Source organism: Roseovarius sp. SCSIO 43702, assembly GCF_019599045.1.
Classification (GTDB): Bacteria; Pseudomonadota; Alphaproteobacteria; order Rhodobacterales; family Rhodobacteraceae; genus Roseovarius.
Map to the genome: position 1 here is coordinate 1,072,312 of NZ_CP080623.1, position 14,912 is coordinate 1,087,223.

Here is a 14,912-nt window from a genome sequence, read left to right on the forward strand (position 1 = left end):
CTACGTTGTGAAAAAAGGGTCTGGCATTACGGACCCGCAACGAAAAAGGAAATGACACTTGGCACGTATCGCCGGCGTTAACATCCCGACCCACAAGCGGGTCCCGATCGCCCTCACCTACATCACCGGCATTGGCAACACCTCTGCCAAAGCCATCTGCGACGCCGTCAACATCGACCCGTCGCGCCGCGTCAACGAGCTGTCGGACGCGGAAATCCTGGCCATTCGCGAGCATATCGACGCGAATTTCATGGTCGAAGGCGATCTGCGCCGTGAAACGCAGATGAACATCAAGCGCCTGATGGATCTCGGCTCCTATCGCGGTCTGCGTCACCGCCGCAACCTTCCGGTTCGCGGTCAGCGCACGCATACCAATGCCCGCACCCGCAAAGGCCCCGCGAAGGCCATTGCCGGCAAGAAGAAATAAGGGAGGGCACGCGACATGGCACGAGATACCCGCCGCACGAAGCGCAAGGTTTCCAAGAACATCGCCACCGGTGTGGCGCATGTGAACTCTTCGTTCAACAACACCAAGATCCTGATCTCGGACGTGCAGGGCAACGCGATCGCATGGTCGTCGGCCGGCACGATGGGCTTCAAGGGATCGCGCAAATCGACGCCCTACGCGGCGCAGATGGCCGCCGAGGACGCTGGCCGCAAGGCACAGGAGCACGGCATGCGCACGCTCGAGGTCGAGGTGCAGGGCCCCGGTTCGGGCCGCGAAAGCGCGCTGCGCGCACTGGCGGCCGTGGGGTTCAACATCACCTCCATCCGCGACGTGACGCCGATCGCGCATAACGGTTGCCGCCCGCCGAAACGCCGCCGGGTCTGATACCTATTTCCAGGATTGGGGCCGCGTGTTCGCACGGCCCCATTCCGTCATTTTGAAACCTCGGGCGTTTTCTGGCCTTTGGACATGGGGCCGGAAACAGGAATGGAGGGACGCATGATCCATAAGAATTGGGCAGAATTGATCAAGCCGACGCAACTCGACGTGAAGCCGGGCAATGACCCGCTGCGTCAGGCGACGGTCGTTGCCGAACCGCTCGAGCGCGGTTTCGGCCTTACACTGGGCAACGCGCTGCGCCGCGTGCTCCTGAGCTCGCTCCAGGGCGCCGCGATCACGAGCGTGCAGATCGACAACGTGCTGCACGAGTTCTCGTCGGTGGCCGGTGTGCGCGAGGACGTCACCGACATCGTTCTCAACCTCAAGGGCGTCTCGCTGCGCATGGATGTCGAGGGGCCGAAACGCCTGTCGGTATCGGCGAAGGGCCCGGGTGTCGTGACCGCCGCCGACATTTCGGAAACCGCCGGCATCGAGGTCCTGAACCGCGATCACGTGATCTGTCACCTCGACGATGGCGCCGATCTCTACATGGAACTGACGGTCAACACCGGCAAGGGCTATGTGGCCGCCGACAAGAACAAACCCGAGGACGCGCCGATCGGGATGATCCCGGTCGATGCGATCTACAGCCCCGTGCGCCGCGTGAGCTATGACGTGCAGCCCACGCGCGAGGGTCAGGTGCTCGACTATGACAAGCTGACCATGAAGATCGAGACCGATGGCTCGATCTCGCCCGACGATGCCGTCGCCTTCGCCGCACGCATTCTTCAGGATCAGCTTTCGATCTTCGTCAACTTCGACGAGCCGGAATCCGCTGGCCGCGAGTCCGAGGATGACGGGCTCGAGTTCAACCCGCTCCTGCTCAAGAAAGTCGACGAGCTGGAACTTTCCGTGCGCTCGGCCAACTGCCTGAAGAATGACAACATCGTATATATCGGCGATCTGATCCAGAAAACCGAGGCCGAGATGCTGCGCACGCCGAACTTCGGCCGCAAGTCGCTCAACGAGATCAAGGAAGTGCTCTCGGGCATGGGTCTGCACCTCGGCATGGATGTCGAGGACTGGCCGCCGGACAACATCGAGGACCTGGCCAAGAAGTTCGAAGATCAGTTTTGAGGAATTGATCTTCGAATCCCGGACTTGATCCGGGGTCTCGCGGCCGGGCCGTCCGCGAGATAACCACGAGGTCCCGGGTCAAGCCCGGGACAGGCCCCAAGGAGAGCCGGTGACACGCATCGCCGGTCGGACAAAGCAAAACCGCCCGTAGAGGGCCAGAATGGAGTGAGAAAATGCGTCACGCACGAGGCTATCGCCGCCTGAACCGCACCCATGAGCACCGCAAGGCGCTCTTTGCCAACATGGCCGGGTCGCTTATCGAACACGAACAGATCAAGACCACGCTGCCCAAGGCGAAGGAATTGCGCCGGGTGGTCGAGAAGCTCGTCACACTGGGCAAGCGCGGTGACATTCACGCCCGCCGCCAGGCTGCCGCGCAGCTCAAGCAGGATGCGCATGTCGAGAAGCTCTTCGACGTGTTGGGCCCGCGCTACAAGGAACGCCAGGGCGGGTATGTGCGCGTGCTCAAGGCCGGTTTCCGTTACGGGGACATGGCGCCCATGGCGATCATCGAATTCGTCGAACGCGACGTCGATGCGAAGGGTGCCGCGGACAAGGCGCGCGTCGCCGCCGAAGAGATGGCCGACGACGAAGAGTGATCCGAACGATCACGTGAAACGAGACAAAGCCGCCGGATCGCTCCGGCGGCTTTCTTCGTTGGTGGGGGCCGGGTCAGGAATTGTCGAGCTCGGCCTTCACGATCTTCTCGATCTCGTCTACGGGGTGATTGGTCAGCGTCTTGGGGATGTCCGCAACGAGGCGGTCGAGCACTTCCGAGTGCATCTCTTCGCGCAGAACGCCCAGAACCTGCGGAGAGGCGGCAATGACGAGATGGTCGAAATTCCCCGCATGCGCCTCCTTGTAGAGAATATCGGACAGATCCTTGGCGAAGCGCTCCTTGGCGAGTTCGTGCCAGTCGGTGTCGTCCATGGCGGAGCGGTGGCCCTCTCCGGTGTCGGGCATGCGCCCGCGGCGGTTTGCCGATTGTTCCGCGTCCGACGGATTATCCTGTTCTTCCTGGTCCTCGACCTCGAAATTCGGATCCTCGTGATCGGTAAGGTTGCGCAGGAAAAGCGCCTTTTCGCTGTCGGTCACGACGACGAGGGTGTTCTGTCTGAGTTTCGCCATGGTCAATCCTCCCGCTTCGGCTTGCCGGTCCCGTGATGGCCGCCGAGGTTGCCCTCGCCCTTCTCGTCGGCCTTGTGGACACGGGTTGGCCCGTGGTCGCCGCGCTCGGCCCGCTTGAGGCTGTCGCGGGTGCCGACCTTGCGTTCGAGGTTGCCCTGGGCGCGGCCTTGCTGTGACGGGGTCTCCGCCTTGTCGACGAAGTCCTCGGTCTCGCTTTTGCCGTCCTTGGATCGTTTGCGTTCGGCCATGTCGCACCTTCCTTTCTGTTTGGAAGACAACTTCGGAAGGCGCGCAGGGTTCCGGCATGACGCGCGCCCCGCGTCTTGCAATCGGCGGCACCACGGGCATATCAGGGATGGCCCGACCAAATTTCGAGGGAGTAACATCGGTGCGTCCGTGGCACATTCTCTGCATCGCGTGCCTTGCCCTGCCGTTTGCGGTGCGCGCCGAGATCCCGGCGGATCGCGGTGAGATCACGCTTGGCTTCGCGCCGGTCGTGCGGGCGACGACACCGGCCGTGGTCAATATCTATGCGCGCCGCGTGGTCGAGGCCGAGGCGAGCCCGTTCCATGACGATCCCTTCTTCGGGTCCATCTTCCGCGAGTTGGCGCCACGCCGGCCGCGGGTCCAGAACTCGCTCGGGTCGGGCGTGATCCTCTCGGCCGACGGGCTGGTCGTTTCCAACTATCACGTGGTCGGAGGATTCACGGATATCCGCGTCGTCCTCAACGACCGGCGCGAGTTCGATGCCGAGATATTGCTTGCGGACGAGGACAGCGATCTGGCGATCCTGCAACTCGAGGGCGCGCGGGATCTCGCCGCGCTCGAGTTGCGCGACAGTGATACGGTCGAGGTCGGGGACCTGGTTCTTGCGATCGGGAACCCGTTCGGTGTGGGCCAGACCGTGAGCAGCGGGATCATTTCGGGCCTTGCACGCTCGGGGCTGGTGACAGGGATCGCGCGAGGGCTGTTCCTCCAGACCGACGCACCGATCAACCCGGGCAATTCGGGCGGGGCGCTGGTGGATACGCAAGGTCGGCTTGTCGGGGTGAATACCTCGATCCTGTCGCGGTCGGGCGGGTCGAACGGCATCGGCTTCGCGATTCCGGCCGACATGGTGGCGCAGTTCATGGCGCAGGCGCGGGCCGGGAATACCCGGTTCGAGAGGCCCTGGGTCGGCGCGATGGGGCAGCCGGTGACGTTCGACATGGCCGAGGCCCTGGGGCTGGAGGGGCCTTACGGTGTCGCACTGACCGACCTGCACGAGGCAAGCCCGCTGCGCGAGATAGGCTATGGCGTGGGGGACGTGATCCTCGCGATCGACGATGCGCCCGTTTTCGCGCCCGAGGAAGTTCTCTACCATCTTTCGGTCGCGGGGGCCGGGGCGTCGGTCAAGGTCGATGGCATCGTCGCGGGCCAGAGGCGCAGCGATACGCTGAGGCTGACATTGCCACCGGACGATCCGCCGCGGAACACCCTGACCACCGGGCCGCAGTCCGCGATACCGGGGCTCACGCTATCGACGGTCAACCCGGCGGTTCAGACCGAGCGGAACCTTCCGCTGCGGGCCGAGGGGGTCATACTGGACGATCCAGGCCGCGTGGGGGCGCGGTTGGGCCTGCGGGAGGGAGACATACTGCGCGGGGTGAACGGCGTGGAGGTCCGCGACGCGGTGGCGGCCGCGAAGGCGTTGCGGGTCGCCACGCGGCGGCTCGAACTCGTCGTGGAGCGCGGGGGCCGGTCGATGGTCCTGCGCGTGCGGCTTTGACGCGATGGCGGACCTGTTCGACATAGCCGGCGAAGAGGGAGGCGACGGCGAGGACGGAGCACCGCGCCCCCTTGCCGATCTTCTCAGACCCCGGAGCCTTGGCGAGGTGATCGGGCAGGAGCACGTCCTCGGGCCGGATGCGCCGCTGGGTGTCATGCTGGCGCAGAAAAGCCTTGGCTCGCTCATCTTCTGGGGGCCGCCGGGGGTGGGCAAGACCACCATCGCGCGGCTTCTGGCGGACGAAACCGACCTGCATTTCGTTCAGATCAGCGCGATCTTCACCGGCGTGCCCGAACTTCGCAAGGTCTTCGAGGAGGCCAAGCTGCGCCGCCGCACGGGGCGCGGCACGCTTCTGTTCGTCGACGAGATCCATCGCTTCAACAAGGCGCAGCAGGACGGATTCCTGCCCCATATGGAGGACGGGACGATCCTTCTTGTCGGGGCGACGACCGAGAACCCGAGCTTCGAGCTGAACGCCGCGCTTCTGAGCCGGTCGCAGGTGCTGGTGCTGGAGCGTCTTTCGCCCGCAGATCTCGAACGCCTCGTGCAGCGGGCCGAGAAGGCCCTCGGCAAGACACTGCCGCTGACCGGGGAGGCGCGTGAGACGCTTCTGGAGATGGCGGACGGGGATGGGCGCGCGCTTCTGAATCTGGTCGAACAGATCTCGCGCTGGGAGGTCGAGGGCAAGGTCGATCCCGCCGCCCTGGCCAAGCGGCTGATGAGGCGTGCGGCGGTCTACGACAAGGCCGGCGACGAACATTTCAACCTCATATCCGCGCTGCACAAGTCGGTGCGCGGCTCCGATCCCGACGCCGCGCTCTACTGGCTGGCGCGGATGCTGAAGGGGGGCGAGGACCCCCGCTATCTCGCGCGGCGGATCACCCGGATGGCGGTCGAGGATATCGGCCTGGCCGATCCCCAGGCGCAGGCGCACTGCCTGCAGGCGTGGCAGACCTACGAGCGGCTGGGCAGCCCCGAGGGAGAGCTGGCGCTGGCGCAGGCGGTGATCTACATCGCGCTGGCGCCGAAATCGAACGCGGCCTACGTGGCCTACAAGGCCGCCATGCGCGAGGCCGACAGGACCGGAAGCCTGCCGCCGCCCAAGCATATCCGCAACGCGCCGACGAAGCTCATGAAGGACGAGGGCTACGGCGCGGGCTATGCCTACGACCACGATGCCGAGGACGGCTTTTCAGGGCAGAACTATTTCCCCGAAGGCATGAAACGGCTTGTCGCTTACGAGCCGGTCGAGCGCGGTTTCGAGCGCGAATTGAAGCGGCGCCTCGACTGGTTCGTCAAGCAGCGGAGCCGGCGCGGCGACTGAAAGGGTGCCGGAAGAAACGGCGCAGGGCCGGGTGGCGCTCGGCCGGATTTCATGTTTCACTTGGCGCACAAGGGGATCGCGCTAGGTCGTTTCCCAAGCTCATGCGTGAGCACGCGGACACCGCATGCATGTCCGCCTCGAAAATCAGATTTTTCTTCAGCACCTTACGACAGGAGGCATCATGACGAATCCATCGGACAAGATCCTTATCGACAAGCTGGCGCACGCCGCCCGAGCGGGCAGCATCTCGCGCCGGTCCTTCATGCACTACGCCATGGCGACCGGCATGTCGGCTTCCGCCGCGACAGGTCTCTGGACCACCAAGGCGAATGCCGCGCCGCAGAAGGGCGGGACGTTCCGTTTCGGCATCCATGACGGGAACACTTCGGACACGCATGATCCGGGCACCTACGTGACGCGCCAGATGATCTATCTCGCGCACCAGTATCGAAGCTACCTGACGATGATCAATCCCGACGGCTCGCTCGGCCCGGACCTCGCGACGGAATGGAGCGCGAATGACGACGCGTCCGAGTGGACCTTCAAGCTCAACGAGAATGCGTCCTTCCACAGCGGCAAGCCCGTCACCTCGGAGGATGTGAAGGCATCGCTGAACCATCACCGGGGCGAGGACAGCAGCTCGGCCGCCAAGGCGCTTCTGGCCTCGGTGAGCGACATCACGACGGATGGCGATCACACGGTCATCGTGACGCTGGACAGCGGGAATGCCGATCTTCCCTGGCTCATGACGGATTATCACTTCGCGATCTGTCCGGCCGATGGCGAGGGCGGTATCGAGTGGAAATCCGGCGATGGCTCCGGCCCCTACAAGATCGACGGCGGCGAGTTCGGCGTGCAGTGGCAATTGAGCCGGCATGACGGGTGGCACCTTGACGGGGCGTATTTCGACGATCTGGTCATGCTCGTCCTGAACGACTCGAACGCGCGACAGTCTGCCCTCGTCACGGGCGACGTGGACGCCGTGTCGCTTGTCGATCTCAAGACGAAATCGCTTCTGGAGCGTGACCCGAGCATCGTGATCGAGAGTGTGCCCTCGGCCGCGGCGATCACCATGCCGATGCATTGCGACACGGCGCCGTTCGACGACGTCAAGGTGCGCAACGCGCTCAAGCTCGCGATGGACCGCGACGAGGTGATCGAGAAGATCGCCTTCGGTGAGGCGACCAAGGGCAACGATTTCCACCACTCTCCCGCGATGCCGTATTGGCCCGAAGGGATCGAGCAGCGCGAATACGATCCCGACAAGGCCAGGTCGCTTCTGAAGGAGGCGGGTGCCGAGGGGCTCAACGTGTCCATCAGCACGGCGGATTCGGTGTTCTCGGGGGCGGTGGACATGGCCGTTCTCTATGCCGCGCAGGCCAAGAAGGCCGGCATCAACGTCGAGGTCGTCCGCGAGCCGAGCGACGGCTACTACTCGGATGTCTGGCTCAAGAAACCCTTCTGCCTCGTTTCCTGGGGCGCGCGGCCCACGCCGGACGTCATGTACACGCTGGCCTACAAGGCCGACGCGGCGTGGAACGAGACGAAGTGGCAGAACGAGAGGTTCAACGAACTTCTGCTTCAGGCGAAGAGCGAGCTCGACAACGAGCTGCGCAAGGAGATGTATACCGAGATGGCGCAGATCCTGCGCGACGACGGCGGGCTGCTCCTGCCGTTCTTCAACAACTTCGTCTATGCGCGCCGCGACAACGTGATGCGGGGCGATAATCTCGCGGCAAGCTGGGAGCTTGACGGCGCCCGCGCGCCGAGCCGTTGGTGGTTCGCGAGCTAAGGCAGAGTCCGCGACGCAACGAGGGGTCCGGCGCGGTCGTGCGCCGGGCCCTTCGCGGTCGTGACGGGGGCCTGACGAGACGATTCAGGCAGACTGACCGGCTTCACATTCGCTCCATCCGCCGCACAAAAGGCTGGAAACACGCGGAACTTCGTGTTTTGCTTGCCGCATGTCGTTTTCAGGCCGCCAGAAACCCCGTTTAGACGAAACTCTGGACCCTCCATTCCACCTCTCAGGGTGAAACGGACGACGCACTACACAAAAAAACAAGAACTCAGGGAGATGAGATGAGTAATTCGGAAAAGGACTACATGATGGACCGTCTGGCGGCCGAAGCCCGTATGGGCCGGATCTCGCGACGGTCCTTCATGCATTATTCGATGGCCGCGGGCCTGACCGCGTCGGCCGCGACCGGGCTGTGGACCAGTTCGGCCAAGGCCGCGCCGCAGAAGGGCGGGACGCTGCGCGTGGCCCAGCATGACGGGAACACCTCGGATCAGCACGATCCCGGTCAATACCAGTCGAACTTCGAGATCGGCTATGGCCACACGGTGCGCGCCTATCTCACCATGATCAATCCCGACGGGTCGCTTGGCCCCGACGTGGCGAAGGAATGGTCGGCCACGCCGGACGCGGCCGAGTGGACCTTCGTGATCAACGAGAACGCCACGTTCCACGATGGCAACAAGGTGACGGGTGCGGATGTGGTCGCGTCGCTGAACCATCACCGGGGCGACAACACGACCTCGGCGGCGAAGTCGCTCTTGACGGATGTGGAGGAGATCAAGGACAATGGCGACAACTCGGTCACGATCACGCTTTCGGGCGGGAATGCCGATCTGCCGTGGCTCATGACCGACTACCACCTCGCCATCCTGCCGGCGAACGAGGATGGCTCGATCAACTGGCAGTCCGGCATCGGTTGCGGCCCTTACAAGATGGTCGAGCTCGAATTCGGGGTCGGCGGACGCTTCGTCCGGCACGAGGACTGGCACGGCGAGGGCGCGTGGTTCGACGAGGTGCAAGTCCTTGTCATCAACGACCCGAACGCACGCCAGACCGCGCTTGTCACCGGCGACGTCGATACGGCCAGCCTTCTCGACAACAAGACGCTGGCGCTTCTGTCGCGCAATCCGCAGGTCGAGATCGACAACGTGGCCTCGGCCCAGGCCATCACCATGCCGATGCATTGCGATGTCGCGCCCTTCGACAACGTGGACGTGCGCAACGCGCTGAAGCTCGCGATCAACCGCGAGGAACTGATCGAGAAGATCACCTTCGGCGCGGCGACGGTCGGCAACGACTTCCACCACTCGCCGGCGATGCCCTATTTCCCGGAAGGGATCGAGCAGCGCGAATACGACCCCGAGCAGGCGAAATCCCTGCTCAAGAAGGCGGGCATGGAAGGGCTCACGGTCAATTTCTCGACCGCCGACTCGATCACCACCGGCGCCGTGGACGCGGCCGTGCTCTATGCCGAGCACGCCAAGGAAGCGGGCATCACGATCAACGTCGTGCGCGAGCCCAATGACGGCTACTGGTCGGATGTCTGGCTCGAGAAGCCGTGGTGCATGGTGACGTGGGGCGCACGCCCGACGCCCGACGTGATGTACAGCCTCGCCTACAAGGAGGGCGCGGACTGGAACGAGTCGCATTGGGTCAATGACGAGTTCAACAAGCTGCTCCAGCAGGGCAAGGCGGAGCTCGACCAGGAGAAGCGCAAGCAGATCTATCACGACATGGCGCTTCTGGCGCGCAACGACGGGGGCACGGTCATCCCGTATTTCCCGAACTTCATCTACGGCCGTCGGTCGAACGTGAAGCATACCGGCGCCCTGGCCCCCTCGTGGCAGATGGATGGCTACCGCTATGCGAGCCGCTGGTGGTTCGAAAGCTGATCCCGAACGACACCCGGCGTCACGCGGCGCCGGGTGCACCTTATCGAGCGCCTGCGCCCGCTTCCCGACGCGGCGGGCGCGCTCGACCCACTCCCGTTCGACACGAAGAAATCAGGCGCCGTGCAGGGCGCGGCGGGACAATTCGTTGACGCCTCGTGGCATATCCCTAAGTTGGGACAAACAAAAACGATAACAGGAGGGACACATGGGAGACATACTGAGCCTCGTTGCAAAACGACTCGGTCTTGGTCTTTTCATCTTGTTCGTGATTTCGGTCATCATCTTTTTCATGGTCGAAGCACTGCCGGGTGACATCGCACAAGCCGTTCTGGGGCAGGGCGCGACGCCCGAGAACCTCGCGGCGCTGCGCAAGGAGATGGGCCTCGATCAACCCGCGATCGTGCGGTACTTCGAGTGGCTTGTCGGCGCTCTGACCTTCGATTTCGGAACCTCGGTCGTGACCGGAAACTCCGTGGCCGCCATCATCGGCGACCGTTTCACGAAAACGCTTTTCCTGGCTGCCTATGCGGCGGTGATCGCGGTGCCGGTGGCCATCATCCTCGGCATCATCGTGGCGCTTCTGCGCAACACGATCTTCGACCGGGTGGCGAACGTGGTGACGCTGAGCTTCATCTCGTCGCCGGAGTTCTTCCTCGGCTATATCCTGATCCTCTACTTCGCCGTCCAGTGGGGCATGTTCCCCGCGATCTCGAGCGTGCGCGAGGGGATGGGGTTCTTCGAGCTTCTGGAGCGAACCTTCCTTCCGGCGCTGACGCTCGTTCTCGTGGTCGTGGCGCACATGATGCGGATGACGCGGGCGGCGATCATCAACCTCCTCGCCTCGCCCTATATCGAGATGGCGAAGCTCAAGGGCGTGCCGCCCTGGAAGGTGATCGTGCGGCACGCGCTGCCGAACGCCTGGGCGCCCATCATCAACGTGATCGCGCTCAACCTCGCCTATCTCATCACCGGCGTGGTCCTCGTCGAGGTGGTCTTCGTCTACCCCGGTATCGGTCAGGCGCTTGTCGATGCGGTGAGCAAACGCGACTTCCCGATCGTGCAGGCCGTATGCCTCATCTTCGCGGCGACCTTCATCCTGCTCAACCTCGCGGCTGACGTGGGCTCTATTCTCACGAACCCGCGCCTGCGGCACCCGAAATAAGGAGGGCTGAGACATGGACGGAACGGAACAGGCGACGATTTTCGGTATCTCGGAAACGGCATTCGTCATCTTCTACTTCGCGGTGATCCTCGGCGGATCATGCCTCGCGGCATTCTACAACAGGCGCGGCCCCTTCATGCTGCTCTTCGGGCTCACGCTGGTTTCCATCGTGCTGGGCATCGTGGGCGGCGTGGGAGGTCTTCGGACCATCGCGGTCGCGGCGGTGCTTCTGGCCTTCGCGGCAATGCTCTCCTACGGCTTCCGCGAGTTTCTCATCAACGTGGTGGGCGTGTTCAGCAACGAACTGGCCAAGGAGTTGCGGACCGCGCCGCTGACCGCGGGGTTCGGGATGTTCATCATCTTCATCTACGCGGTGGCGGCGATCTTCGCCCCGGCGATCGCGCCCTATGGCGAGGCGGAAGTGATTTCCTCGGCCTTCGCGCCGGCGGATGAAAACATGCTTCTGGGCGCCGACCAGCTTGGGCGGGACATGTTCAGCCGTGTCATCTACGGCGCGCGGAACACCGTCTCGCTCGCGCTCGTGGGGACGACGCTGGCCTTCATCCTGGGCGCGCTCGCGGGGCTTCTTGCGGCGGTCAGGGGCGGATGGTTCGACCAGGCGATGGGCCGGACGGCGGATGTGATCATGTCGATCCCGTCGCTCATCTTCGGTCTTCTGATGGTGTCGATCTTCGGCTCGCTCGCCACGAACCCGGCCTGGCTTCGGATGTTCAGCGGCAACGTGGGGCAGGCGGATTACTTCCTCGGCGTCGCGCTGATGTGCTTCTTCGGCTTCCTCGTGGGACTGCTGGTGCTGGCCACGGTGGCCGAGACGTTCCTGGGCTGGATCATCACGAGCCTGATCTCGGGGGGCGTCATCCTGGTCTTCGCGCTGGGGCTTGCGACCGTCTTCAACTCGTCCGAGATCATCCTCATCCTCGTGGTGTCGGTGATCTACTCGCCGAGGGTCTACCGATTGACCAGGGCGGTGGCGGGCAACGTGGTCGTGATGGATTACATCGAGGCCGCGCGCCTGCGGGGCGAGCGCCGCTGGTACCTCATCCGGCGCGAGATCCTGCCCAACTCGACCGCGCCGCTGGTGGCGGAGTTCGGCCTGGAGTTCTGCTTCGTCTTCCTGCTGATCTCGGGCCTGTCGTTCCTCGGCCTCGGCATCCAGCCGCCGACCGCGGATTGGGGGTCGATGGTGAAGGAGAATGCCACGCTGATCTCCTTCGGGGAAATCACGCCGCTTATCCCGGCAGCCGCGATCGCGCTGTTGACGGTGGCGGTGAACTTCGTCGTCGACTGGATGCTTTTCCGGTCCTCCGGCCTGAAGGAGAATTGATATGAGCAAGGACAAGAGCGTTCTTCTGAAGATCGAAGACCTGCGCATCCAAGGGTATTCGGACGAGACCTGGGTCGACATCATCAAGGGTGTCGACCTCACGCTCCACCGGGGCGAGGTGATGGGCCTGATCGGCGAATCCGGCGCGGGCAAGTCGACCATCGGCGCGGCGGCCATGGGTTATGCCCGTGACGGCACGCGGATCGTCGAGGGCTCGAAGATCGAGTTCGACGGCATGGAGCTGACCAACGCGTCGGAGGCCGACAAGCGGGGGCTGCGCGGATCGCGCATCGCCTACGTGGCGCAATCGGCGGCCGCGTCGTTCAACCCCGCGCACAAGATCATCGACCAGCACACGGAGGCGCCCCTGCAATACCGCATCAAGAAGCGGTTGGAGGCGCAGGAGGACGCGATCGAGCTTTACCGCAAGCTGCGCCTGCCCAATCCCGAGGAGATCGGCTTCCGCTATCCGCACCAGGTGTCGGGCGGGCAGTTGCAGCGCGCGATGACGGCGATGGCGATGTCCTGTCGACCCGACCTGATCATCTTCGACGAGCCGACCACCGCGCTCGACGTGACGACGCAGATCGAGGTCCTGGCCGCGATCCGCGACATCGTCGACGAGTTCAACACCGCCGCGCTTTACATCACGCACGACCTGGCCGTCGTGGCGCAGATGGCTGATACCATCAAGGTCTTGCTGAAAGGTGAAGAGGTCGAGCAGGCGCCGACCGAGCAGATGCTGAGCAACCCAAAGGAGGACTACACCAAGTCGCTCTGGGCCGTGCGCAGCTTCAAGAGCCCGCAGCGCCACCGCAAGGAGGGGGCGACGCCGCTCATCTCGGTGCAGAATGTCGATGCGTCCTATACCGGCGGCGAGAAGGTTCTCGACGATGTCTCCTTCGACATCCACGAGGGCATGACCGTGGCCGTGGTGGGTGAATCCGGCTCGGGCAAATCGACGACGGCGCGCGTCATCACGGGCCTCCTGCCACCGTCGAACGGGCAGGTTCTCTGCAAGGGGGAGCCCTTCCCGCCAAGCTACAAGCAGCGCACGCGCGAACAGCTCAGGCAGTGCCAGATGATCTACCAGATGGCCGATACCGCGTTGAATCCGAAGGTGAAAATCAGCGAGATCATCGGCAGGCCGGCGGCGTTCTACTCGGGGCTCAAGGGGGCCGCGCTCAAGAACCGGGTGGATGAACTTCTCGACCTGATCGAGCTTGATCCGTCGCAATACTACAACCGCTATCCGCCCGAGCTTTCGGGGGGGCAGAAGCAGCGCATCGGGATCGCGCGGGCGCTGGCCGCCGAGCCCACCTTCATCGTCTGCGACGAGGTGACGTCGGCGCTCGACCAGCTTGTCGCGGAGGGGATCCTGCGGCTTCTGGACCGGCTTCAGAACGAGCTGAACCTCGCCTACATGTTCATCACCCACGACCTCGCCACCGTGCGGGCGATCGCGGATGAAGTGGTGGTCATGCAGAACGGGAAGGTGATCGAACAGGGCCCGAAGGACGAGATGTTCACGCCGCCGCACCATCCCTATACCGACCTGCTGCTGAGTTCGGTGCCGGAGATGGACCCCAACTGGCTCACCACCCTGCTCGAGGAGCGGGGCGGTATCGAGAACGTGGGCGACGCGGCCATGGCCGATATCGATCCGGAGGACGACAAGGTCCATTGAGGCCCGGGAAAAACGAGAAAAGGGCGCCGCAGCGGGCGCCCTTTTCCTTTTCAACTCAACGTGTTGTCCGGTCAGGTGATGGCCATCGCCGACAGGACAAGTGTGGCCACGATGGCCCCATACACAATCACGACAGCTTGCCACGTGGCGCTGTGCATACGCAGTTCTCGGTTCAGTTCATCGCGTGTCATGGCGATCTCCCTCAAAGCGGGTGCCCCTTGGGGTGTGGATAAAAAAGCGACGCGCAGGGGCTTGCCCTGGGCATCGCTCCGCGGCGGATTGTGCTGAAAGGATTTATCCCTTCAAATCAATGGCTTGTATCGTCAGACGATGGCCATTGCCGAGAAGACCAGTGCCCCGACCATGGTGGCATAAACCACCAGGACGGCCGGCCAGGTGGCACTGTGCATGCGAAGTTCGCGGTTCAGTTCGTCGCGCGTCATGTGTGCCTCCTGCATTCTGGAGCTACGGGTCGAGCGAGGCGGTCGGGCGCCTCTGACCCCCACATAGTCGATAAATCCTAATACGCAATTAAAATCGGGCAGAAAATGCATGCGCCATTCGCATGGCAGTCAAACCTTTTGTGCATGTCGCGTTTTTGTCACATTTTTCCTTGTTTTCATTGGAAAAAATCCGGCCGACCAAGACTCTCGGGCAGTTGCGCCGACGCCACTCACGACGCCGCGATCGCGGTCATCTCCGCGCCGTGAGCGGAATTCGCCAAAAGTTAACGGGCCGAACCCCACGTCGGTATCCGTGTCGGTATCCACGTCGGTATCGCGTCGGTGGAGGGTGATTCGGGGAAGTTGTGAATGCTGCGCGCGCAACCCGCGCCAGCCGCTTGA

13 protein-coding genes are annotated in these 14,912 nt (G+C 63.6%); 11 read left to right on the plus strand and 2 right to left on the minus strand.

What is annotated here, in order from left to right; all coding sequences use genetic code 11:
• Positions 1 to 58: 58 nt before the first annotated feature.
• The 4 genes from rpsM to rplQ all read left to right on the plus strand — a co-directional run bounded on the left by rpsM (position 59) and on the right by rplQ (position 2,562).
• Entirely contained in the window at positions 59 to 427 is a 369-nt protein-coding gene (rpsM, locus tag K1T73_RS05105; protein WP_220602893.1) for a 30S ribosomal protein S13, read from the plus strand.
• Positions 428 to 442: 15 nt separating this feature from the next.
• A complete protein-coding gene (rpsK, locus tag K1T73_RS05110; protein WP_220602894.1) occupies positions 443 to 832 on the plus strand; it encodes a 30S ribosomal protein S11 in 390 nt (129 codons plus the stop codon).
• Positions 833 to 946: 114 nt separating this feature from the next.
• Entirely contained in the window at positions 947 to 1,963 is a 1,017-nt protein-coding gene (locus K1T73_RS05115) for a DNA-directed RNA polymerase subunit alpha (RefSeq protein ID WP_220602895.1), read from the plus strand.
• A gap of 173 nt (positions 1,964 to 2,136) precedes the next feature.
• Positions 2,137 to 2,562 (plus strand): 50S ribosomal protein L17, encoded by a 426-nt coding sequence (gene rplQ / locus K1T73_RS05120; protein WP_220602896.1) that lies wholly within the window; start codon positions 2,137 to 2,139, stop codon positions 2,560 to 2,562.
• A 73-nt stretch (positions 2,563 to 2,635) separates the two neighbouring features.
• Here the strand turns inward: rplQ and K1T73_RS05125 are convergent, their stop codons facing one another.
• A complete protein-coding gene (locus K1T73_RS05125; RefSeq protein ID WP_220602897.1) occupies positions 2,636 to 3,091 on the minus strand; it encodes a host attachment family protein in 456 nt (151 codons plus the stop codon).
• A 2-nt stretch (positions 3,092 to 3,093) separates the two neighbouring features.
• On the minus strand, positions 3,094 to 3,339 hold the full coding sequence (locus K1T73_RS05130) for a hypothetical protein (RefSeq protein WP_220602898.1): 246 nt from the start codon (positions 3,337 to 3,339) through the stop codon (positions 3,094 to 3,096).
• A 107-nt stretch (positions 3,340 to 3,446) separates the two neighbouring features.
• Between K1T73_RS05130 and K1T73_RS05135 the strand changes: the two genes are divergently transcribed.
• From K1T73_RS05135 to K1T73_RS05165, 7 genes are all read left to right on the plus strand, one after another.
• Positions 3,447 to 4,859, plus strand: a complete 1,413-nt coding sequence (locus K1T73_RS05135; RefSeq protein ID WP_220603622.1) for a trypsin-like peptidase domain-containing protein — start codon at positions 3,447 to 3,449, stop codon at positions 4,857 to 4,859.
• Positions 4,860 to 4,863: 4 nt separating this feature from the next.
• Entirely contained in the window at positions 4,864 to 6,183 is a 1,320-nt protein-coding gene (locus tag K1T73_RS05140; protein WP_220602899.1) for a replication-associated recombination protein A, read from the plus strand.
• A 181-nt stretch (positions 6,184 to 6,364) separates the two neighbouring features.
• Positions 6,365 to 7,975 carry an ABC transporter substrate-binding protein gene (locus tag K1T73_RS05145; RefSeq protein WP_220602900.1) on the plus strand — a complete coding sequence of 537 codons (1,611 nt, stop codon included), beginning with the start codon at positions 6,365 to 6,367 and terminating at the stop codon, positions 7,973 to 7,975.
• A 287-nt stretch (positions 7,976 to 8,262) separates the two neighbouring features.
• Entirely contained in the window at positions 8,263 to 9,873 is a 1,611-nt protein-coding gene (locus K1T73_RS05150; protein WP_259400451.1) for an ABC transporter substrate-binding protein, read from the plus strand.
• Between the two features lie 205 nt (positions 9,874 to 10,078).
• The gene (locus K1T73_RS05155) at positions 10,079 to 11,035 is read left to right on the plus strand and encodes an ABC transporter permease (protein WP_220602901.1); all 957 of its coding nucleotides are present in this window, start codon (positions 10,079 to 10,081) and stop codon (positions 11,033 to 11,035) included.
• A gap of 13 nt (positions 11,036 to 11,048) precedes the next feature.
• Complete coding sequence (locus K1T73_RS05160) at positions 11,049 to 12,380, plus strand: ABC transporter permease (RefSeq protein ID WP_220602902.1); 1,332 nt, start codon at positions 11,049 to 11,051, stop codon at positions 12,378 to 12,380.
• A gap of 1 nt (position 12,381) precedes the next feature.
• Positions 12,382 to 14,067 (plus strand): ABC transporter ATP-binding protein, encoded by a 1,686-nt coding sequence (locus tag K1T73_RS05165; protein WP_220602903.1) that lies wholly within the window; start codon positions 12,382 to 12,384, stop codon positions 14,065 to 14,067.
• Positions 14,068 to 14,912: the final 845 nt, after the last annotated feature.